Genomic DNA, 21,569 nt, shown 5'->3' with positions numbered 1-21,569 from the left:
ATCAGTTCACTTCGCCTCGTTCGGATCGCGGTGCACGGGGTCGATCCACAGCACGGTTTCGGGCTTCTCGACCGGCTCGACGTCGAGATTGATCGCGACCGCCTCGCCGTCACTGCGCACCAGCACGCATTCCAGAACCTCGTCGGGGCTGGCGTTGATCTCCTGGTGCGGCACGTAAGGTGGCACGTAGATGAAGTCGCCGGGGCCGGCTTCGGCAGTAAACTGGAGCTGCTCGCCCCAGCGCATGCGCGCCTTGCCTTTCACGACGAAGATGATGCTTTCGAGATGACCGTGATGATGCGCGCCGGTCTTCGCATCAGGTTTGATGCTGACCGTTCCGGCCCACAATTTCTGCGCGCCGACGCGCGCGAAATTGATCGCGGCCTTGCGGTCCATGCCAGGCGTCGAGGGAACATTGGGATCGAGCTGGTTGCCGGGGATCACGCGCACGCCGTCATGTTTCCAGCGATCGTCATGATCGTGATGATGAGAGTGCGTGTGGTCGTGGCCGCTCATGTGTCTGCTTTCCATTGGTTCCGTGCACGGCAGGCTAACCAAAGCCGCGGCATCAAGCCATACCAAAATCGGAACGCTCTTAGGCGCGTGGCGTTGTCCTTGCAACCAAGATGGAAGGAGATTTTCATGGGTAGCACGACCGACAAGATCAAGGGCGCCAGCAACGAGGCGATCGGCAAGGCCAAGCAGGGCATTGGCGAGGCCACCGGTTCCGATCGCATGAAGGGCGAAGGCACCGTGCAGGAGATCAAGGGCAAGGGCCAGCAGGTCATGGGCGATGCCAAGGACGCCGCGAAGGAAGCGATCGATCGCGCCGCGGCGAACGCCAAGCGCACGGCAGAGTAAGGCGCACGGGACTGAAAAACGAGCGGGACTGAAAACGAGGAGACCGGCCGCAAGGCCGGTCTTTTTGTTCGCGCTGGTACCTGCCGTCACTTCACCCCGAGCAATTCCACGTCGAACATCAGCGTCGCATTCGGCGGGATCACGCCGCCGGCGCCGCGTGCGCCGTAACCGAGCTGCGGCGGGATGATCAGCGTGCGCTTGCCGCCGACCTTCATGGTGGCAACGCCCTCGTCCCAGCCGGCGATCACGCGGCCCTTGCCGATCGGAAACTCGAACGGCTCGTTGCGGTCGACGGAAGAGTCGAATTTCTTGCCCTTCTTGCCGTTCTCATAGAGCCAGCCGGTGTAGTGCATCACGCAGATCTGGCCGGGCTTGGGGGAGGCGCCGGTGCCGACGACGCTGTCGATGATCTCGAGGCCTGAAGCTGTGGTCATGGTTTTTCCTGCGGTCTGGGCCGATGCCGGGGTGGAGACGAATGCCGACACTGCGCTGATCACCGTGATCGCGAGCGCCGACATGAGGGTGAGGAGTGCACGCTGGACACGCTGCATAAGACACCTTCCATTTGGAGCGGGAGGTGTCTAGCGCAACGCGCCGGGCGTGGCCAGCCCGTCGAGGGCGCCTCACTCAATAGCCGAGCGCGCAGCCGTCCTTGCGAGGATCGGAGCCGCCGGTCAGCGTGCCCTTGTCCCAGTCGATCCAGATCGCCTGGCCGCCGCCGAGCGGGCCGACGAGACTCGTGGTCTTGTGGCCGAGCTTCTTCAGGCCATCGACGACCGCCGCCGGCACACTGTCTTCGAGCTGATAGACGCCCTCGTAATGCAGGCCGCGCGGCATATCGATCGCCTCCTGCACGTCGCAGCCATAGTCGAGGATGTTGGTCAGGACATGCGTCTGGCCAACCGGCTGATACTGCCCGCCCATCACGCCGAACGGCATGATCGCGCGACCCGCCTTGGTGAGCAGCGCCGGAATGATCGTGTGCAGCGGGCGCTTGCCGCCGGCGATGCAATTGGGGTGATCCGGCTGGATGCGGAAGCCGCCGGCGCGGTTCTGCAGCAGCACGCCGGTCTTGTTCGACACGATCGCCGAGCCGAAGGAATGCGCGATCGAGTTGATGAAGGAGCAGACGTTGCGATCCTTGTCGACCACGGCGATGTAAATGGTCGAGGGGTTCATCGGCGGCGCGACGTTGGGCAGGTCGAGCAACCCGTCCATGCGGATTTTTGCGATGTACTCGTCGGCGAATTCCTTCGCGAGGATTTTTGCGACGTCGATCTTCATGTGGGCGGGATCGGCGACATGCATCTCGCGGATCATGTAGGCGATGCGCGCGGCTTCCGCCTCGAGATGGAAGCGCTCGACGCTGAGCGGCGCGAACTTCGACAGGTCGAACCGGGACAGGATGTTCAGCATGACCAGCATGGTGATGCCGGGCCCGTTGGGCGGGCACTGCCAGACATCGTAGTCCTTGTACGTCGTGCCGATCGGCGTGGTCACCTCGGTGGTATGATCGGCGAAATCGTCGAGCGTGTGCAGGCCGCCGATAGAGCGCAGCGTCTCGACCATGTCCTCGGCGATTGCACCCTTGTAAAAAGCGTCGCGGCCGTCCTTGGCGATCGCGCGCAGCGTCTTTCCGAGCTCAGGCTGGCGGATGACGTCGCCGGCCACCGCCGGCCTGCCGTGCGGCAGCAGATAGCGCTCGGTGTTGGTGCCGTTCTTCAGCTTCTCGAATTGGTTCTTCCAGTCGAAGGCGATGCGGGGGGCGACGACGTAGCCCTCCTCCGCCGCCTTGATCGCTGGCTTGGCCAGACGGTCGAAACCGAACTTGCCGTGGTCGCGCAGCACGGTCGCAAAGGCGTCGACCGCGCCGGGGATCGAGACCGCGTGCGCCGAGGTCAGCGGCACGGAATTGATCTTGCGCTCCAGATACCACTCGACATTGGCGGCCTTCGGCGCCCGGCCCGAGCCGTTATAGGCAGTGATCTTGCCCTCGCCTCGCGGCTGGATCAGTGCAAAGCAGTCGCCGCCGATGCCGGTCGATTGCGGCTCGATCACCCCGAGCAGCAGGCTGCCCGCGACCGCCGCGTCCGCCGCCGTGCCACCCTCACGCAGTACCTCGACCGCCGCGAGCGCGGCCAGCGGGTGCGAGGTCGCCACCATCGCGTTCTGGGCGTGGACTGTGGACCTGCCGGGGAAATGGAAGCTTCTCATTGCCTGTTCTGCTCTCTTGCCGCGGGCCGCGCACGTCGCGCCCTCTCGAAAATCCGGGTCTTCATGACACATTCGGACCCCGCCGGGCAATGCTGGCATACCACGGAAATGGCTGCCATCCGCTGTGCGAATGGGGCGCATTTCTGCGGGTTTTCTGGACGGCTGCCGCCTGCTAAACGGGCCGCCATGACTCCCAAGAACAAGGCTTTCAAGGTTGCCGCTTTCTACCAGTTCGCGCCGCTCGCAGATCACCGCGAGCTGCGTGAGCCGCTGCGCGCGTTCTGCGCCGGCCTAGGCATCAAGGGCAGCGTGCTGCTGGCACAGGAAGGCATCAACGGCACGGTCGCTGGCACTGCGGAGGCGATCGATGCCTTTGCCCATGAGCTCGCGCACGGCGACATGTTCGGCGGACGGCTCGACAATCTCGAACTGAAGTTCTCGACCAGCGAGGCGATGCCGTTCGGCCGGCTCAAGGTGCGGCTGAAGAAGGAGATCGTCACGCTCGGTGACGCCGCCGCCGACCCGACGCGTCAGGTCGGCACCTACGTCGATGCCTCGAAGTGGAATGCGCTGATCGCCGAGCCCGATACGCTGGTGCTCGACACCCGCAACGCCTTCGAGGTGGCGATGGGCACGTTCGAAGGCGCCGTCGATCCCGGCATCAGGAGTTTTGGCGAGTTCAAGGACTTTGCCGCGCAGCAGCTCGATCCCGCAAAGCATCGCAGGATCGCGATGTTCTGCACCGGCGGCATCCGCTGCGAGAAGGCGAGCGCACATCTGCTCGCGCGCGGCTTCGCCGAGGTCTACCACCTCAAGGGCGGCATTCTCAGATATCTCGAGGATGTGCCGGAGGAGCAAAGCCGCTGGCGCGGAGAGTGCTTCGTGTTCGACGAGCGCGTAGCGCTCGGCCATGGCTTGCGCGAGCGCCAGAAGGACGCCTCCGCCGATGAATGAGATCGAGACGCTCAGCGAACGCATCGACACGCTCGAAGCACGGCTCGCCTATCAGGATGACACCATCGAGCAGCTCAACCAGACCATCACCGCGCAGTGGAAGCAGATCGATGCGCTGACGCGGCAGATCGCAGCGCTGAGCGAGCGTCTCCAGGAGGCCGAAGCCAACGCGCCCGGCCCCGGCAACGAGCGCCCGCCGCATTACTGAGGGGCGGGCTTTAAAGCGCGATGCGATTCGGATGAAGCGTCATCGTGCTTTAGGTTTTTGTTCGAGCATGATCTCCGCGCAAACGCTCCGCGTTTGTCGCGAGGGAAAACCGCTTCACACTTTGCGCTAACGCGGCCCTTCGGGTCCGGATCATGCTCTACTGCCCTGAAGCCATCGGCAGCAGATTGAAGACCTCGACCGACATCACCAGCCGGTCGCGCCCGTCCTGTTTGGCGCCATAGAGCGCACGGTCGGCGGCCTCGACGAGCGTTCCCGGCCCACCGGTTCGCTCCAGCCACGGGCGGCAGGTCGCACCGCCGACAGAGGCGGTGACGCAGCCGGCGGATTCATTGCAGCTATGAACGAGCCCCGCGGCGCGGATCGCCTGGCGGATCCGCTCGCCGATCCGGGCGCAGCCGGCAGCATCGATGTTCGGCAGCAGCACGGCGAACTCTTCGCCGCCATAGCGTGCGGCGAGATCGCTGACGCGCTGGGCCTCTGTTGCGATGATCTTCGCCACGGTGCGCAGGCAAGCATCGCCCGCCGGATGGCCATATTCGTCGTTGTAGGCCTTGAAGTGATCGACATCGATCATCAACAGACCAACGCTCGAGCGGTCGCGATAGGCCCTCGCCCATTCTTCCGCGAGCCGCTCATCGAAGCAGCGGCGGTTGGCGAGCCCGGTGAGACTGTCCTCGGTCGCGAGCGTCTCCAGCTTGTTTTCCAGGTTCTTCTGCTCGGTGATGTCGCGTGAGATCGCGACCACGCCTTCGACCTCGCCGGTAACCTTGCGGGTGATCTGCATGGTCGATTCCAGCCAGATCTCGGACTTCTGCCGGTGCACATTGCGATAGGTGACCCGCGCCTCCTCCCTTTCGCCGCGCTTCAGCGCGTCCACGATCGCCTGGATCTCCGGCAGATCTTCCGGATGGATGCCGGCGAGCGCGGGCGTGCCGATCAGTTGATTGGCGCGCCAGCCGACGACCCGCGCGCTGGAGGGCGAGACGTAGCGGAGCCGCTCGTCGAGCCCGATCCGGGTAACCATGTCGCTGGAGCCTTCAGCCAGCAGACGGAAATGCGCTTCCTTCTCCACCAGCGCCGTCGCCATGCGTTGGCCGCGCTGCAACTGCCGGACCAGCACAGCGCCGATGATCGCGATCAACAACACCAGCGCGAGCACAAACAGCATGCGCGAAATGGCTGCCGCCCGCCAGGGCGCCAGCAATTCATCGCGATCGACGGTCGCGATCAGGAGCAGCGGGAGGCGGCCGCTGCGCTTGTAGAAGCTGACACGATCGACGCCATCCAGCAGCGACCTGAAATTATAGGCCCCGCTCGGCTGCAGCTTCGATTGGCGAAACAGCGCCCCGTCGACCACGCTGCGTCCGACGAATTTGTCATTGCTGGGGTCGCGTGCAATGATGATGCCGTCGCCGTGCACCAGCGTGATCGAGCTGTTCCGACCGATCAGGAATTGCTGGTAGAAATGCGACAGATAGTTCGCACTGATGGTCGCAAGCACGACGCCGCCAAAGCTGCCGTCGAGCTTGTTGAAGCGGCGCGACAGTGTGACCACCCACTCGCCGTCGACCAGGCTCTTGATCGGGCGTCCGACATAGGCCTCCCGCTTCGGCGAGAACTTGTGATGCCTGAAGAACTCGTCGTCGCTGAGCGTGGAGGTGACGGCGCCGGCGGATGTCAGCCAGTTGCCGTTGTCGTCGATGATGGCGAGGCTGTGAATGCGCTCGATCGCCTTCTTGCGGACTTCGAGGAGGTTGCGAAGCTTGGCGATGGTGGAGGGGTCCGTGCCGTCCATTTCCAGGCGGCTGACGACGCCGACGACACCGGAATCGAGCAGATCGAGGCTGTCCTCCGCATGCTGGGTCAGCGATCGCGCGAGGTTCGCCATTTCCGTCTCGGTGCCGCGCAGCAGCGCGTCGCGCGAGCTCCATTCACGCCAACCGCTGATGGCGAGGATGGCCGTGCAGGTGAGCACGACGAACGCCGCCGCCCGCAAGGGCAGGCGGCTCGAGCCGGCTCTATAGCTCATGACGTTCATGCGAACAGGATTCTCCGATGCCCGGAAATTCCGCCGCTTCTGTTATCGAATCCTGAAAAGCGCAGCGCAATTCGCCTCAAACTGCGCCGATTTACGTAGTCCTACGGTGCTCGCGATCATCTGATCGCTAACGGCAGGTTAGCGCGTCGAGGGGGTATCGGACCGCACGAGGCCTTAGCTGAAGATCGCCTTAACCTTGTCCCACAGCGAATGGCTGTCCGCCTCCGCATCGGCCTTCGATGGCGTCGGCTGGGCGGCGCTGACAGGATCAGACGCCGGGAAGGTATCGACCAGACCGGCATCGAGCCTGGCATGGGTTTCGCGATCGGCGGCGAGCGCCTCGCGTGGATCGTCGGCGTGCTTGTCGTGCGGCGCGGGGTTGAATTTCTCAGCCATGAGATCCTCCATTGGCCGATCAACGTCGCCGCCTGCCGAGGGGTTCCTCTGTTCCGCTTGGCCCGGCGGGAGCGGCGGTGTATCAGGAACCGCAACTTGTCCCAGGGATCATTCGTGCCACCCTCCTCCGCAAAACCTTTTGTCGACGTGCTCTCCGGCCAGCGGCAGGCCGTTCCGCCGGTCTGGATGATGCGGCAGGCTGGCCGCTACTTGCCCGAATATCGCGAGGTGCGCGCCAAGGCCGGCGGCTTCCTCGATCTCTGCTTCACGCCGGAGCTCGCCGCCGAGGTGACGCTGCAACCGATCCGCCGCTTCGGCTTCGATGCGGCGATCATCTTCTCCGACATTCTTGTCATCCCCTACGCGCTCGGCCGTTCCGTGCGCTTTGAGATCGGCGAGGGTCCGCGGCTGGAGCCGCTGGATGATCCCGACAAGGTCAAGACGCTGTCGCCGCGCGCCGACTTCGGCATGCTCGAGCCGGTGTTCGAGGCGCTGCGCATCGTGCGCCGCGCGCTCGATCCGAAGACCGCGCTGATCGGCTTCTGCGGCGCGCCCTGGACGGTCGCGACCTACATGGTTGCGGGCCAGGGCACGCCGGACCAGGCGCCGGCGCGGATGATGGCTTACCGGCATCCGGAGGCCTTCGCGAAGATCATCGATACGCTGGTCGGCAACTCCGTCGACTATCTGCTCGGGCAGCTCGCTGCCGGCGCGGATGCGCTCCAGATCTTCGACACCTGGGCGGGCGTGCTGCCGCCGGCCGAATTCGCGCGCTGGTCGGTCGAGCCGACGCGGCGCATCGTGGAGGGCGTGCGCGCCAAGGCGCCGGATGCGAAGATCATCGGCTTTCCCCGCGGCGCCGGCGCGCTGCTGCCGGGCTATGTGGAAGCGACCGGCGTCAACGCGGTGAGCATCGACTGGACGGCCGAGCCCGCCTTCATCCGCGAGCGCGTGCAGTCACGCGTCGCCGTGCAGGGCAATCTCGATCCGCTGGTACTGATCACCGGCGGCGATGCGCTGGAACGCGCCGTCGACGAGGTGCTGGCGAATTTCGGACAAGGCCGGCTGATCTTCAATCTCGGCCACGGCATCCAGCCGGAGACCCCAATCGCCCATGTCGAGCAGATGCTGAAGCGCGTGCGCGGGTGACGCATCGACGCTCCGTCCGTTCCCTCCCGACGGCGGCGGGGCGTGCTTTGCAAAATGCTCGAAAACAACCCCATGCAAAGTAGAACGGCCCCGCCGGCCAGGCGCTCCGGCCGCGCCCAGGGCATTTGAGGCGTCGGGCAAAACAGGAGCACGATCCTACGCTCGGGCCGATGATCGATTTGCGGCGGCCTAGCGCGGCCGGCTGCGCTCGATGATCTCGGACGCGCCCCTGGCCAGCAGATCGAGCCCGACCGCACGGCCGAGCTCGCGCGGACGGTTCGCGGGACCGGCGCGCGAGGCTTCGATGATGGTGTTGCCGGAAAGATCGAGCACCGATGCGGTGAGCGACATCTGATCGCCGTCGATCGTCGAGAACCCCGCCACCGGCGAATTGCAGTGACCATTGAGGACCCACAGCACCTCGCGTTCGGCATCAGCGCAGGCATGCGCGGTGGGATCGTCGATCGCAGACAGGATGCGCCGCGTCTGCCAGTCCTGCGCTGCACATTCCACCGCAACGATGCCCTGCCCTGCCGCAGGCAACATCTCCGTAGCCGAGAATTCGTAGGCGATCCGGCTCGCAAGGCCGACGCGATCGAGCCCCGAGCGCGCCATGATCAGCGCATCGGCGGGACCGACCGCGCCACCATCCGGCAACCGCTGCAACTCACCGTTATCGAGCTTGCGCACGCGCGTGTCGGCGGCGCCGCGGAAGTGGATCACCTCGGCGTCCGGAAACAGCCGCCGCGCATAGGCCGCGCGACGCACGGCGTTGGTGCCGATCTTGAAACCCTTGCCGCGCGACTGTCTGAATGCATCGAGCGTAACACCATCGCGCAGCACCAGGGCATCGCTCGGCGGATCGCGCGACAGCGTGGCGCCGATCACGAGGCCCGGCGTGTCCTCGTTGCCCGGCATGTCCTTGAGCGAATGCATCGCCGCCTGTAACTCGCCCGACAGCACCGCGGCACGGATCTGTGCGACGAAGGCGCCGCCCTTGCCGCCATGGGGTAACAGCTTGCTGGTCTGGTCGAGATCGCCCGTGGTGTCGAACTTGACGATTTCGACGTCGATATCGGGCACGGCGGCGGTCAGGCGGCGCGCGATCTCTTCCGTCTGTGCCAGCGCCATCGCGCTCTTGCGCGTGCCGATCCGCAATCGAATAGCCAAGCCGTATGCTCCCCTTTTGCGCGGATTACCGCGCATCCTCCAATATCATGTCGGAGGCCTTTTCGGCGATCATGATGATCGGCGCGTTGGTATTGCCCGACACGAGATCAGGCATGATCGATCCGTCGACCACGCGCAAGCCCTCGATCCCCCTCACCTTGAGCCGCTGATCGACCACGGCGAGCGCATCATTGCCCATACGGCAGGTCGAGGTCGGATGATAGATGGTGCTGCCGCGCTGGCGGCAGAATTCCAGGAGCTCCGCATCGGTCGCGACCTTGAGGCCGGGATCGACCTCCTCCACCACAAAGGGTTTTAGCGCCGGCGCGTGCAATATCTTGCGCAGGATCTTCAGGCCCTCGACGTTCGTGGTGCGGTCGGTCTCGGTCGACATGTAGTTGACGCGGATTTCCGGCGGCACCGTCGGGTCAGCACTCTTGATCCGCAAGCTCCCGCGGCTTTCGGGGCGGAGCTGGCACACGGAGGCGGTGAAGCCGGAAAAATCGTGCAGCTTCTCGCCCATCTTGTCGGTCGAGAACGGCAGAAAGTGCACCTGGATGTCCGGCGTGGCGAGACGCGGACTGGTCTTGAAGAAGGCGGCCGCAGTGCCCGCCGCGATCGTCAGCCAGCCCTGGCGGAACAGTGCATAGCGTATTCCAGTCAGCGTACGTCGGATCGGATGGTTGATGGCATCGTTGAGCGTGATCGGCTGCGAGCAGCGCATCACAATGCGGACCTGCATGTGATCCTGGAGATCGTGGCCGACGCCCGGCGCATCGAGCACGACATCGATGCCATGCTTACGCAGGAGGTCGGCCGGGCCGACGCCGGAGAGCTGCAAAAGCTGCGGCGAGTTGTAGGCGCCGCTGGAGACCAGCACCTCCTTGCGCGCCCGCACGCGGCGCAAGGCCGAGCCTTGGCGATATTCGACGCCGACGGCGCGGCGCCCGTCGAACAGGATGTGCTGGCCCAGCGCCAAGGTTTCGATCTTGAGATTGCCGCGGTTCTTCGCGGGGCCGAGATAGGCGACAGCCGTGGACGCGCGGCGGCCCTTGCGCGTCGTGGTCTGGAACAGGCCGACGCCTTCCTGCGAGGCGCCGTTAAAGTCGGGATTGTAGGGCAGGCCTGTCTCGACCCCCGCCTTGATGAAGGCTTGTGACAGCGGATCGGACAGGATCAGATCTGAGACCGGCAGCGGTCCTCCGGTGCCGTGGAATTGATCGGCGCCGCGAGCCTGGTTCTCGGCCTTCCTGAAATAGGGCAGCACGTCGTCATAGCCCCAGCCGGCGTTGCCAAGCTGGCGCCAGCGGTCGTAATCCTCGTGCTGGCCGCGGACGTACAGCAGGCCGTTGATCGAGCTCGAGCCGCCCAACGTCTTGCCGCGCGGCTGGAACACTTGCCGTCCGTTGAGCTCGGGCTCCGGCTCGGTCTGGTACATCCAGTTGACGCTCTTCTCCTTGAACAGGCGGCCGTAGCCGAGCGGCACGTGGATCCAGATGTTGGAATCCTTCGGGCCGGCTTCAAGCAGCAGCACCGAATGCTTGCCGTTCGCCGACAAACGGTTGGCGAGCACACAGCCGGCCGAGCCGGCGCCGACGATGACGTAGTCGAATTCGGGATCGTTTGAATGGGCGGATTGCAGTTGGGCGGTCATGCTTTTCCGGTTTTTATTGTTGTTGTGGGCGTTTCGGATCGAAGGTCCATAGCACACTCATTGCCGCAGACGCAGCGCCTCGATCAGCGACTTGAACGCGCGGGCATATTCCACGCCCGCCTTGGCGATGTCGGCTCTTCCGGCGCAGGCCACCGCGGCCTCCGTCACCGCGCCGAGCAGCAGCCGCGCCAGTGGCTCGATCGGCTGCCGCGCGATCAGGCCCGCGTCCATCGCGGCAGCAAGCGCGCGCGGCATCTCGCCGCCAAAATGCTGCGCGTCGATCTCGCGCCAGCGCTCCCAGCCGAGCACGGCCGGGCCGTCGCGCAGGATGATCTGGCCGGTCGGCCCCTTGGCGGTCGCGGCGAAATAGTGCTGCGTGCCGGCGACCATCGCGGCAAGCACGTCCTTCTCGGCGCGGACGGCGCGGTTGATCTCGGCGACGAGGTCGCGCGAGACCTCGTCGAACACTGCGGCGAATACCGCCTCCTTGGTCTTGAAGTGATGATAGACCGCGCCTTTGGCGACGCGGGCGCCGTCGGCGACGTCGTCCATGGTCGTGGCGACAAAACCCTGCGTCCCAAACAGGCGGCGCGCCACCGTCAGGATCGCCTCGGTGGTCGCGGCCCGCCGTTCCGCCTGCTTTGCCATAACGCCTGCTGTAGTCGAATTCCGCAACTGCTGCCAGTTGACTTTTCGACTGACGGTCGGTATTTCCCGACTATCAGTCGGTTTATAGTCGTGAGGTGCTGCCATGCCGAGCCGTGAGATTGTCGAAGCGTTTGCCAAGCACCTCGAGGACGGCGACTTCGTCGGGGCGATCGAGCGGTTTTATGCAGCCGACGCCGCCACCCATGAAAACCAGGCCGAGCCGATGGTCGGCCGCGACAAGCTCGCGGCCAAGGAGCGCGGCGTGCTGGCTGCCTTCAAGGAGGTCAAGGCCGTGCGCCTCGGGCCAAGCCTGATCGCCGGAGACAATGTCGCCACGCGCTGGAAATTCGCCTTCACCAATGCCGAAGGCGTCACGCGCACGCTGGAGGAGATTGCGTGGCAGACCTGGCGCGGCGATGAGCTGATCGAGGAACGCTTCTTCTACGATCCGAAGCAGCTGGCGCGCTGATGCCGCGCGCGGGAACCGGGGACGGCGGCATTTGTATTGATTTGTTACCGATACCGGCGGTTCCCTATGCACATCGTGCCGCAGCGATCCCGGCGCGGGCGATAAATTCATAGTTCGTCAAAGGTTTGCAGCGAATTCTCCGACCTTGAGCCGAATATGAACGGCCCATGCCTGCAGGCTCTGCAATGCGGTCCCGACTGACGTCCTATCTGACCAAGCTGTTCGCCGGCGATCTCGCCGCGTTCGGCGGACCCGCAACCGACGACGCTGTCGCCGGACATATCCGCGCGGAGCAGATGGCTCTCGTGCTCGGCTATTCCGTCGGCATCATGCTGGCCAATGCCTGCAATGCGGCCGTGCTTGCCATCGCGCTCTGGCATTCGCCGGACTGGAAGTTCGCCCTGGTCTGGGCGAGTGCAGTCGCGGGCGCTGCGATCCTGTTCGGCGTGCAATCCCACAGCGCGCGCCGCATCACGAAGCCGCAATTCGTATCCCGTCGCGCCATGCACCGTCTCGTGCGCAACGCCTTCATCCTCGGCTCCGCCTGGGGCATCGTGCCGGTCGCGTTCTTCGCCAACGCCTCCACCGGCGGCCAGCTCGTCATCACTTGTCTGTGCGCCGGCATGCTGGCCGGCGGCGCCTTCGCGTTCGCCACCATCCCGATCGCGGCGATCGCATTCACGACTCCCCTCTTCCTCGGCATCGGGATCTGTCTCGGCAGCGGCGGTGATCCCGCCTATCTGCTGATGGCCGTGTTGGTCGTGGTCTACGGATCCGTGCTGCTGCGCGGCGTGTTCGTCAATTCCTTCACCTTCATGCGACGCATCATGCGGCAGCTCGAGGCGGAGCGGTCGGTCCGCCAGGATCCGCTGACGCACCTGCCCAACCGTTTCGCGTTCAACGAGACACTCGATGCCGCCCTGAAGCGGCTGGCCCTGTCCGGCGAGGAGTTCGCCGTGCTGCTGCTCGACCTCGATCGCTTCAAGGAGGTGAACGACAAGTTCGGCCATCCCGCCGGCGACGAATTCCTGGTCCAGGTCGCCAGCCGCCTGCAACGCTGCACGCGGGCGGCCGAGCACGTCGCGCGCATCGGCGGAGACGAGTTCGCGCTGGTCATGGCCAATCTCACCCGGGCCGAGGACGCCCTGGGGATCGCGGAGCGATTCGTCACGGCCTTCGCCAAGCCGTTCCTGATCGAGGGCCGCGAGATCATTGGCGGCACCAGCGTCGGCATCGTGCTGGCGCCGCGGGACGGCGACACGCAGCTTGACCTGCTCAAACATGCCGATGCCGCACTCTATCGCGCCAAGAAGGCCGGCCCCGGCACGATCTGCTTCTTCGAGGCCGCCGACGACAAGTCGGCGCGCGACCGCAAGGCGCTGCAATCGGATCTGGAGCTCGCCGTCGCACGGGACGAGCTGTTCCTGGTCTTTCAGCCGTTCCTCAATCTCAGGGAAAACCGGATTACCGGCTTCGAGGCTCTTCTGCGCTGGAAGCATCCGGTGCGCGGACTGGTGCCGCCGAGCGAGTTCATTCCGATCGCCGAGGAAACCGGCCTCATTCACGAGATCGGCGAATGGGTCATCAGGCGCGCCTGCGCGACGCTGGCGGAGTGGCCCGACCATATCAGGGTCGCGGTGAATTTCTCCGCGGCACAATTCCACAACACGGGCATTCTCCAGACCATCGTGCAGGCACTGACTGAGGCCAACGTCGCCCCGTACCGGCTGGAGATCGAGATCACCGAATCGATGCTGCTGTCGAAATACGGTTCGGCGTCGTCGATCCTGAACGCGCTGCTGCAACTCGGCGTCACGGTGGCGCTGGACGATTTCGGCACCGGATTCTCGTCGCTGACGTATTTGCGCAAGCTGCCGTTCAGCCGCATCAAGATCGATCAGTCCTTCATCAGCGACATGCTGGCGCAGCCGGACTGCGCCGCGATCGTGAAGTCGGTGATCTCCCTCGCGCGGGACTTGAATATCGGCGTGGTCGCCGAAGGCGTCGAGACGGTTGATCAGCTCGAATATCTGCGCCAGACCAATTGCGACGAAGTCCAGGGCTATCTCATCAGCCGCCCCGCCTCGGCCGAGCAGGTTCTGGCGCTGCTCGGCCCGAAGAAGCATAGGGCGACCCACGCGGCGTAGAGCCAACCTTGCGTTTTTCTCCGTCCTCCTGAGGATTGCGCCCGCATGTGTGAAAGAGATCATATTTGTGGATTTGATATTCGGCTTACATTTTCCTTTCCGGCCTAATCTCGCCGCACGATCGCGGCCGCGCTCTCGGGGGATAGAGGGCAAGCCTGGGGAATGGTGCCATGCGCTATTTCTTCGAGGACTGTGCGTTGGACACCGACAAGCGCGAGTTGCGGCGCGGGCCCGATGTTGTGCCTACGCCGCCTCAGGTTCTCGATCTGCTCGAATATTTGATCCGCAGCAGGGATCGCGTCGTCAGCAAGGACGATCTCATAAACGCGATTTGGAATGGTCGGATTGTATCTGACTCGGCACTGACGACCCGGCTGAACGCCGTCCGACGCGCGATCGGCGACTCCGGCGAGCAACAACGTCTTATCAAAACATTTCCACGAAAAGGTTTTCGTTTCGTGGGCGCCATACACGAAGAGGATCGGTGCCCAAGAACGGCGGTGGTCTCCCTCGCAGAACCGTCAAAGTTTGCCCGCGCGGCAGGGAGCACAGCGGTTTCGGTCCCAGATCTTGCTGAAAGAGCAGTAAGCAAACGGCAATTCCATGACTGGCTGGGTCAGCTCAGAGGTCGTATGAAGCTCGTCGGCGGGGCGCTGGCGTCGGTTGCCACCATCGGCGCAATTGCCGGCGGCCTTATCGGTTATTGGAATGTCTGGAAGACGATCCGTACAGACGTAGTTCGGGAAGCTCAAAAGATCCAGGGGCAACCGACAGTCGGGCCCGAGATTGCGACTCGTCTCTCTCTCGTCGTGTTGCCCTTCGCCAATCTCAACAACGATCCAGAGCAGGAGCGCTTTGTCGACGCCATCACGACAGATTTGACGACCGGTCTCGCACGAACGCCAGCCACTTTCGTTATTGGACGCGAGACCGCCTCTACCTACAAGAACAAGTCGATTGATCTGAAGCAGCTCGGGACGGATCTCGGTATCCGCTGGGCCGTACACGGCGCGGTGAGACGCAACGGAGACCAGGTGCGGATCAACGTAACGCTAACCGATCTTCAGACCGCCCACGACATCTGGTCAGATCGGTTCGACGGCGACCGAACAAATCTGACCGTCTTGCAGGACAACATCACGGCGCGGCTTCTCTGCATTGCGCACCTGCACCTCCGTCAACTTGAAGAAGCCATCGAACAGTGCAGCCGTTCGTTGAATATCGGCGCGAACCTTCAAGCTTACATTAGTTGATCCAGATCGCATCCACCCGGTGTCCACCGTGATGGTGCCCCGAGCGCGCCCGCTTCCAGCGGGCTCCTCAGGATGAGGTCCACCGATTAATCCGGAGAAGGACCTCGCGCTCACAACCCGGGGCAAACAATCGCTACCGCAATGCCTGGCAAAACGTTGGCTCGTTCTGAACCTTCCGCTTTTGACCACAACTCGGACATTCAGGCTCCGGGCGGCATGCACGCAATCCCGGCAATATTCTTGCCGTATCCAACTTGGGACCCGCTAGATTAGATTGCGTCGGGCTTGCAGGAAATAGGAGCTGACCATGTCACCTCTTGCCCGAATTGTACTCGCGCTTCTGTTGACGACTACGCAACTTCCGGCAGCATTTGCACTAGACAACGCACCAGCGACCATTTCGCAGGATCTTGTGCCATTCTCGTCGGACGACGGGCTTGCGCGACTGGCCCGCTCAACCGCCAAGGTGGACTTTCCGGCCCTTGCCAATCAGTTTGAAGCCGAGTCCAACGGAGCCTTCTGTGGACCCGCGTCTGCGGCAATTGTGCTCAACGCCGTTCGAGGTCGGAGCCCTGATCTGCCGCGCGACCGGAGCCGATTACACTCAGAAGATCTTAAATACATTCCGAGCGGCTACGATCCCTCAATCCCTCGCTTCACACAGGACAACGTGATCACCAAAGGTCAAAAGACACGCGCGCAAGTTCTCGGCGAACCGGTGACGATCAATGGAAAGCAGATTCAGGATTTCGGATATCAGGTTCGTCAGCTCGATGAGATGCTAAGGGCGAATGGTCTTACGACCCGGCTTGTCATCGTTGATGACAGCAAGCCTGAGCAGGATATTAAGACTGATCTGGTTGAAAACCTCCAACGTCGGGGTGACTATGTGATCGTCGCCTACCAGCGCAAGGCTGTAGGACAACAGGGCCCCGGCCACATCTCGCCGCTTGGCGCATACGACACTGAATCCGACTCGTTCCTTGTCCTTGACGTCAACCCCGCGAGCGCTGGCTGGGTGTGGATGCCAGCTGCAACCCTCGTTAAGGGTATGCGCACATTCGATACGGTTGAGAACCGCGGGTATATTCTTGTTGAGGCCCCTTAGGGGTCTTCACTTGGCATCGATGAAACGGAAGCTTCCCAAATTGGCCCATCAGCGAAGTGCGACCGTGCGCGCGGGTCTCGCGCCACTCCTCTGCCAAACGACGATGAATTGTCGTAGGCTGCTCTCTGCGCACAGGATCATCCGACGATGAATCCCCTTCGAACCACCGTCGTTATGAAGACCGACATCAGCGGCTCGACGTCACGCTTCCGTGAACTTCTGACCGCCGATCTCCAGGCGCTATTGGGTGAACATCGCGCGCTTCTGGCGCGCCGTGCCGCCGAGCACGGCGGCCGTATCATCAAACCCGCTGGAGACGGTTATTGGCTCGAATTCCTCAGCGTCACTGGAGCGGCCAAAGCTGCGATAGCAGTGCAGGAAGACCTGCAACTGACCCAAGTAAACCGAGGTCACGATCGCCTCTCGATTCGCATCGTAATTGCACTCGGGGATATCGCCGTTCAGGACGACGACTTCATCGGGGACGTTTTTGCCCTCGTCACCCGCGTCGAAGCGCTAACGCCGCCCGACGAAATCTACCTCACGGCTGGAGCCCGACTCGCTCTAACATCGGCGGAGATCCAGACCGCGCTCGTTGAGAGTTTTGCATTGAAGGGGTTTGTCGAACCGATGCCGATCTACCGCATCGAACAGCGGCATCGCACACGCGTTATTCCTGAAATCTACATTCTTTTCTTAGATCTTCACGGCTTCGGCAAGATCATGGATGCCGGGCCTGTCGCCAAAATTGAGCGCATCCTCGACATGCTCGATGGGGTGACCTACGGGACGGCACAAGAATTCGGCGGCACGGTTCGATTCAACCTAGGTGATTCCTATTGCATAACATTTGCCGATGCCGCGCAGGCCATGGCGGGGGCAGAGCGCTCGATCCGTAAGTGGGAGGCAATCCGGCCCGAGGAGCAGTTCGACTGCACGATCGGTATCGGGTTGCACCGAGGCACACTCTACGCATTCCGCTCCTTTCTCTATGGTCGCGATGTCTGGGTTGCCTCGCAATTGCAGAGTGCATCGAGCAAGCTCTTGACGAGCGAGGAGAACGGGATTTTCGTCACTGACGCCGTCCGCAGTGCCCTCTTTGGCACGCCATGGCACAACCGACTCCAGCCCGTCGAACTGCAACCGTTGCTCAGGCCACAACTGGTCGGGATCGGAGCCTATCGACTGTGCGAAGTCGCCCTAGACAACGAGTTGCATGATCCTCTCTGAAGCGTAAACCAAATGGACCTTAAGGAGGTCTCCAAATGGCCCATCGGCGAAGTGACCGCACGGCTCAGCGAGGTCCGGACAATCGATGCGCTTGGTAGCCTTAGGTTGCGCATGAACGCGCTGCGGAGGATACGATGAAAATCGATGGGAGTTGTCACTGCGGATACATTACATTTGAAGCCGACATCGAGCCGGACAAAACCCTGCTCTGCAATTGCACCGACTGCCAGACATTCTCCGGCTCCGCGTTCCGCGTGCACGCCTTCACGCGGGAAGACGCTTTCAGGTTGCTCTCGGGCGAACCGAAAATCTACGTCAAGACCGCCGAAAGCGGAAACAAGAGGCCACAGGCGTTTTGCCCGGAATGTGGAACACATATCTACGCGACGGCCGTCGGAGCAGGCCCCAAGGTTTACGCCATCCGTGTGGGCTCCATTCGTCAACGCGACCTGATCGTCCCCCGTACGCAGTGGTGGTCTCGCTCCGCTCAGCCATGGGTCACACACGTCGCGTCGATGCGAAAGTTCGAAAAGCAGCCTTAGATCGATCAAACCGGCAAGGTAACCTTGACCTGATGGCCGTGGGACGCCGGGGCACACCGAGTCGCCTGCTATTGGCCCATCAGCGAAGCGGCAATATGCCTTGCCGAGGTCCGCTCAGCGTCATGAAGCGGACGAGAGTTGCTCACGTTGAGTTCTTCGCATTTTGACCCGAACCTGACGTCTGGTGCGTCCAATGACCGCGCCGCTTGAACCCTAGTGTCCGCACCCCAGACGTAACAACAGCCGGGGAATTCAGGAGCCGCCCAGCTAGTCTGGAGTTGGCGCAACATGTGAAGTGGTTCACATCAGAGAACCCGGGCGGTTTGAACTAGGTCATTTCGGAAGTCGTGGCGCAAATCTCTTTTCAAAGGAGATTGCAGTGACGAAGATATTTTTGATGACCGCCATCAGGGCTTTGATCGTGCTGTTGGTCTGGCACTTCGCGGCGAACGCACACGATCATAGCCGTCCCGAACTCGATAGCTGGTTCGAGAGCCTCAAAAGTGGCAAGGGGCCATGCTGTTCCGACGCCGACGGCAAGGCGCTATCCGACATCGACTGGGAGGTGAGAGAGGGTCACTACCGCGTGCGCATCGAGCGCCAATGGCGGGACGTGCCGGACGAGGCCGTGATCAAGGAGCCGAACCGCGCCGCTCGCACCATGGTCTGGCCCATCTACTATTGGGCGCTCGGCGGCAACCTGCGGCGGATCGAAATTCGTTGTTTCATGCCCGGGGTCATGATGTGACCGACGTAGCGTTTTCGAACGAAAACCTGTCCTGCACTGGTCGTCTGTTGTCGGCCCCTCGCGTCATTGCTCCGTTTGCTCATATGCTGGAGCTATCGGGACCGAAGCGGATATCGATTGGTAGCGAGCACCGCCCGGCTCAGTCGCGAATGCCCCAGAGCAGTCATAGCCCGGCCCGAAATCTCGCAGCGGGCCGTCTCCTGCCGTATCGACCTGTGATATCCTATCACTCGCAAGAAGTGGAGGGACTGCGCAGTGAAACGCCGCGAGTTCATGACGCTGCCAGGCGGCGCGCACAGCGTGGTCGGGGCTAAGCGCTGATGGATACGGCGAGCAAGACGGTCAACCTTGCTTTACAGGGTGGCGGTGCGCATGGCGCCTTCACCTGGGGTGTTTTGGATCGCCTGCTCGAAGATGAGCGGATGTCGTTCGAGGGGATCTGCGCTACCAGCGCTGGCGCCATGAACGGCACGGTCATGGCGTACGGCCTGACGATAGGCGGCCGCGAAGGCGCAAAACTCACTCTCGCCGAATATTGGCGCCGCATCAGCGAAGCTGCGGCCTGCGGACCGCTGCGGCCCTCCATTTTCGATCGTCTGTCGCAAACTCGTTCGATCGAGAGATCGCCGGCCTTCATGTTCTTCGACATGATGACACGACTGCTGTCACCTTATCAGTTTAACCCATTGAACTATAACCCATTGCGTGACGTGCTCGAGAAGACCGTCGACTTCGAGCGACTGCGCAGGGAGAATGTCGTCAAACTGTTCCTTTGTGCCACAAACGTCCGCACTGGAAAGGTGAAGATCTTTGAGAACCATGAGCTCACCGTCTCGGCCGTTCTCGCTTCCGGGTGCCTTCCGCAGCTCTTTCAGGCTATTGAAATCGATGGCGAAGCCTATTGGGATGGCGGCTACATGGGCAACCCAGCGATCTTCCCGCTGATCTATGGCTGCCAATCCACAGACGTCATCGTTATTCACATCAATCCAATTGTGCGTGGGGAGATTCCTCGCACGGCGAGCGATATATTAAACCGATTGAACGAAATCAGCTTCAATTCGTCGCTGATGCGCGAGATGCGAGCAATTGCCTTCGCCAACAAGCTCGTTAGCAGAGGCGCGCTGCGCGACGAGATAAAGACGATGCTGATTCATGCCATAGAGGCGGAATCGTTCATGAAAGACCTCGGCGTCGCCTCCAAGTTCAATGCAGACTGGGAGTTTCTCACCTATCTGCGCGACGTGGGCCGTACCTGCGCTGAGGAGTGGTTAGCTGCAAATTATTGCCACATCGGCGTGCGTTCGACCATCGACATTCACGGCAGATACTTGTAGTGCGTTTAGATTGGTACAGCGAAGCCCGACGTGCTGGTCGGAACGCCTGCGATCGGCGCCGTCATCTTAAAGCATGCGACGAGTACCATTCCGATCGTCGGGATTGCCATGATCAACGGGGCCCGCCTGGGACTTTTTGAAAGTCTTTCGCACCCCGGCGGGAACGTGACCGGCACTGACAGCGTGGGTGCGGCGATGAAGCGGCGCGAGTTCATCACACTTCTTGGAGGCGCAGTTGCTACCTGGCCGCTCGCGGCACATGCCCAACAGGCGAAGAATTCCCGGATAGGAGTCCTGTCGTTTGGCCGCGGCGACAAGTCCGACGCAAGTCTGACAACTCTCGACGCGTTCGTGCCGGCGCTGCGCGAGCTTGGCTATATCGAAGGGCAGAGTATTGGCTTCGACCGGAGATTTGCGGATGGTGATGCGACCAAGCTCGACGAGCTGGCGCAGCAATTGGTTGAGCAGCGAGTTGATGCAATTGTCGCCTTGAGCACGCCGGCTGTCCGCGCGGCGAGGCGAGCGACTTCGACAATCCCGATCGTCGGCATAGGCATGGCCGATCCCGTCGAGGACGGGCTTGCTTCAAGCCTGGGGCGGCCGAAAGGCAATGTAACAGGCACGACATTTCTCGGCCCCGAACTGGTGTCGAAGCGGCTACAACTGCTTAAGGAAATCGTTCCGGGTCTTTCTCGCGTTGTCGTGCTGTGGCACCCCCGTGCATACGGCGAGCACACAATGGCCGGCATGTTGAAGGAGATCGAAAGCGCCGCCCAATCCCTGGGAACGAGACTTCAACTCGTGCCGGTGGATCGTCCTGCTGATCTGGACGGTGCCTTCGCAGCGATGGCTGCAGAGCGTGCTGATGCTCTCATTGTGTTTCCCAGCCCGATGTTGTTCAGCCAGTACGCGCGCATCGTAACCTTCGCGGCAAACAGTCGCCTGCCGGCGATGTATGCGGCGCGGGAAGCAGTCGACCTCGGAGGCCTTGTCTCGTATGGCGTGAACTTGCCCGGTCTGTCTCGCGCGACCGCAACTTATCTGGACCGTATCCTCAAAGGCGCAAAGCCGGCTGAATTGCCTATACAGCAGCCAACCAAGCTCGAGCTGGTGATCAATCTGAAGACGGCTAGGGCGCTCGGCTTGACGGCCAATCGCGACTTTCTGCTGATTGCCGACGAGGTGATCGAATAGGCCGCCTGGTGCAGCGCGCGATTGGCCCAAGCCGAACAGCGCTTGAGCCATTGTGCTTAAGCCATTGTGATGTTCCGTCGGCGGCAAACCGGACGGCGTCGGTCTCGACGCGCTAACGCGCGAAGATGCGTTGTTTAGCGACGGTCACGCGACATGGCGCCCGTCCTGTTCCTCGGCAGGAGGCGCATCAGGACAGCAACTTCCAATTTAGGCACATCTTGGCGACAC

Annotated in this window: 20 protein-coding genes and 1 pseudogene; 13 read left to right on the top strand and 8 right to left on the bottom strand. The window is 62.5% G+C overall.

Annotated features, from left to right (window positions below):
• Window positions 1–6: 6 nt before the first annotated feature.
• Window positions 7–516 carry a cupin domain-containing protein gene (locus YUU_RS0113035; RefSeq protein WP_027522759.1) on the bottom strand — a complete coding sequence of 170 codons (510 nt, stop codon included), beginning with the start codon at window positions 514–516 and terminating at the stop codon, window positions 7–9.
• Window positions 517–642: 126 nt separating this feature from the next.
• On the opposite strand from YUU_RS0113035, the gene YUU_RS0113030 reads away from it, so the two are divergent.
• Window positions 643–861, top strand: a complete 219-nt coding sequence (locus YUU_RS0113030; RefSeq protein WP_027522758.1) for a CsbD family protein — start codon at window positions 643–645, stop codon at window positions 859–861.
• A gap of 86 nt (window positions 862–947) precedes the next feature.
• Here YUU_RS0113030 and YUU_RS0113025 read toward each other — a convergent pair whose 3' ends face one another.
• Together YUU_RS0113025 and ggt are read right to left on the bottom strand one after the other, a co-directional pair.
• Window positions 948–1,412, bottom strand: coding sequence for an FKBP-type peptidyl-prolyl cis-trans isomerase (locus YUU_RS0113025; protein ID WP_027522757.1), 465 nt, complete (start codon window positions 1,410–1,412; stop codon window positions 948–950).
• Between the two features lie 76 nt (window positions 1,413–1,488).
• On the bottom strand, window positions 1,489–3,075 hold the full coding sequence (gene ggt, locus YUU_RS0113020) for a gamma-glutamyltransferase (RefSeq protein WP_027522756.1): 1,587 nt from the start codon (window positions 3,073–3,075) through the stop codon (window positions 1,489–1,491).
• Window positions 3,076–3,261: 186 nt separating this feature from the next.
• Between ggt and YUU_RS0113015 the strand changes: the two genes are divergently transcribed.
• Together YUU_RS0113015 and YUU_RS0113010 are read left to right on the top strand one after the other, a co-directional pair.
• Window positions 3,262–4,029: a rhodanese-related sulfurtransferase gene (locus tag YUU_RS0113015; RefSeq protein WP_027522755.1), complete on the top strand. Its 768-nt coding sequence runs from the start codon at window positions 3,262–3,264 to the stop codon at window positions 4,027–4,029.
• Window positions 4,022–4,237 carry a SlyX family protein gene (locus tag YUU_RS0113010; protein WP_027522754.1) on the top strand — a complete coding sequence of 72 codons (216 nt, stop codon included), beginning with the start codon at window positions 4,022–4,024 and terminating at the stop codon, window positions 4,235–4,237. Before YUU_RS0113015 ends, YUU_RS0113010 begins: the two co-directional genes overlap by 8 nt.
• Window positions 4,238–4,394: 157 nt before the next feature.
• On the opposite strand, the gene YUU_RS0113005 is transcribed toward YUU_RS0113010, so the two are convergent.
• Together YUU_RS0113005 and YUU_RS0113000 are read right to left on the bottom strand one after the other, a co-directional pair.
• Window positions 4,395–6,296: a diguanylate cyclase gene (locus YUU_RS0113005; protein WP_027522753.1), complete on the bottom strand. Its 1,902-nt coding sequence runs from the start codon at window positions 6,294–6,296 to the stop codon at window positions 4,395–4,397.
• 174 nt (window positions 6,297–6,470) lie between these two features.
• Window positions 6,471–6,692 carry a hypothetical protein gene (locus YUU_RS0113000; RefSeq protein WP_027522752.1) on the bottom strand — a complete coding sequence of 74 codons (222 nt, stop codon included), beginning with the start codon at window positions 6,690–6,692 and terminating at the stop codon, window positions 6,471–6,473.
• A gap of 114 nt (window positions 6,693–6,806) precedes the next feature.
• Between YUU_RS0113000 and hemE the strand changes: the two genes are divergently transcribed.
• Complete coding sequence (hemE, locus tag YUU_RS0112995) at window positions 6,807–7,841, top strand: uroporphyrinogen decarboxylase (protein ID WP_027522751.1); 1,035 nt, start codon at window positions 6,807–6,809, stop codon at window positions 7,839–7,841.
• A 189-nt stretch (window positions 7,842–8,030) separates the two neighbouring features.
• On the opposite strand, the gene hemC is transcribed toward hemE, so the two are convergent.
• From hemC to YUU_RS0112980, 3 genes are read right to left on the bottom strand one after another with little or no spacing between them, the layout of a single operon-like run.
• The gene (gene hemC / locus YUU_RS0112990) at window positions 8,031–9,011 is read right to left on the bottom strand and encodes a hydroxymethylbilane synthase (protein ID WP_027522750.1); all 981 of its coding nucleotides are present in this window, start codon (window positions 9,009–9,011) and stop codon (window positions 8,031–8,033) included.
• 25 nt (window positions 9,012–9,036) lie between these two features.
• Window positions 9,037–10,665, bottom strand: a complete 1,629-nt coding sequence (locus YUU_RS0112985) for a GMC family oxidoreductase (RefSeq protein WP_027522749.1) — start codon at window positions 10,663–10,665, stop codon at window positions 9,037–9,039.
• A gap of 57 nt (window positions 10,666–10,722) precedes the next feature.
• A complete protein-coding gene (locus tag YUU_RS0112980; protein WP_027522748.1) occupies window positions 10,723–11,313 on the bottom strand; it encodes a TetR/AcrR family transcriptional regulator in 591 nt (196 codons plus the stop codon).
• 103 nt (window positions 11,314–11,416) lie between these two features.
• On the opposite strand from YUU_RS0112980, the gene YUU_RS0112975 reads away from it, so the two are divergent.
• The 9 genes and pseudogenes from YUU_RS0112975 to YUU_RS0112930 all read left to right on the top strand — a co-directional run bounded on the left by YUU_RS0112975 (window position 11,417) and on the right by YUU_RS0112930 (window position 21,341).
• Window positions 11,417–11,782 carry a nuclear transport factor 2 family protein gene (locus tag YUU_RS0112975; RefSeq protein ID WP_027522747.1) on the top strand — a complete coding sequence of 122 codons (366 nt, stop codon included), beginning with the start codon at window positions 11,417–11,419 and terminating at the stop codon, window positions 11,780–11,782.
• Between the two features lie 185 nt (window positions 11,783–11,967).
• On the top strand, window positions 11,968–13,929 hold the full coding sequence (locus YUU_RS0112970; RefSeq protein ID WP_027522746.1) for a bifunctional diguanylate cyclase/phosphodiesterase: 1,962 nt from the start codon (window positions 11,968–11,970) through the stop codon (window positions 13,927–13,929).
• 170 nt (window positions 13,930–14,099) lie between these two features.
• Window positions 14,100–15,149: pseudogene (locus YUU_RS50825) on the top strand (winged helix-turn-helix domain-containing protein); the annotation flags it as partial.
• Between the two features lie 340 nt (window positions 15,150–15,489).
• Entirely contained in the window at window positions 15,490–16,290 is an 801-nt protein-coding gene (locus YUU_RS0112960) for a phytochelatin synthase family protein (protein ID WP_027522745.1), read from the top strand.
• Between the two features lie 174 nt (window positions 16,291–16,464).
• Window positions 16,465–17,520, top strand: a complete 1,056-nt coding sequence (locus YUU_RS0112955; protein ID WP_035662214.1) for an adenylate/guanylate cyclase domain-containing protein — start codon at window positions 16,465–16,467, stop codon at window positions 17,518–17,520.
• A 134-nt stretch (window positions 17,521–17,654) separates the two neighbouring features.
• Window positions 17,655–18,062, top strand: coding sequence for a GFA family protein (locus YUU_RS0112945; RefSeq protein ID WP_027522743.1), 408 nt, complete (start codon window positions 17,655–17,657; stop codon window positions 18,060–18,062).
• A 397-nt stretch (window positions 18,063–18,459) separates the two neighbouring features.
• Window positions 18,460–18,810, top strand: a complete 351-nt coding sequence (locus tag YUU_RS50820) for a hypothetical protein (protein WP_156944274.1) — start codon at window positions 18,460–18,462, stop codon at window positions 18,808–18,810.
• Between the two features lie 320 nt (window positions 18,811–19,130).
• A complete protein-coding gene (locus YUU_RS0112935) occupies window positions 19,131–20,147 on the top strand; it encodes a patatin-like phospholipase family protein (protein ID WP_027522742.1) in 1,017 nt (338 codons plus the stop codon).
• Window positions 20,148–20,156: 9 nt separating this feature from the next.
• Window positions 20,157–21,341: an ABC transporter substrate-binding protein gene (locus tag YUU_RS0112930; protein ID WP_305728039.1), complete on the top strand. Its 1,185-nt coding sequence runs from the start codon at window positions 20,157–20,159 to the stop codon at window positions 21,339–21,341.
• The last annotated feature ends 228 nt before the right edge of the window (window positions 21,342–21,569 follow it).

The sequence above is a fragment of the Bradyrhizobium sp. Ec3.3 genome (assembly GCF_000472925.1).
In the GTDB taxonomy this organism is placed as follows: domain Bacteria; phylum Pseudomonadota; class Alphaproteobacteria; order Rhizobiales; family Xanthobacteraceae; genus Bradyrhizobium.
This window is presented reverse-complemented; position numbering and strand designations above follow the sequence as displayed.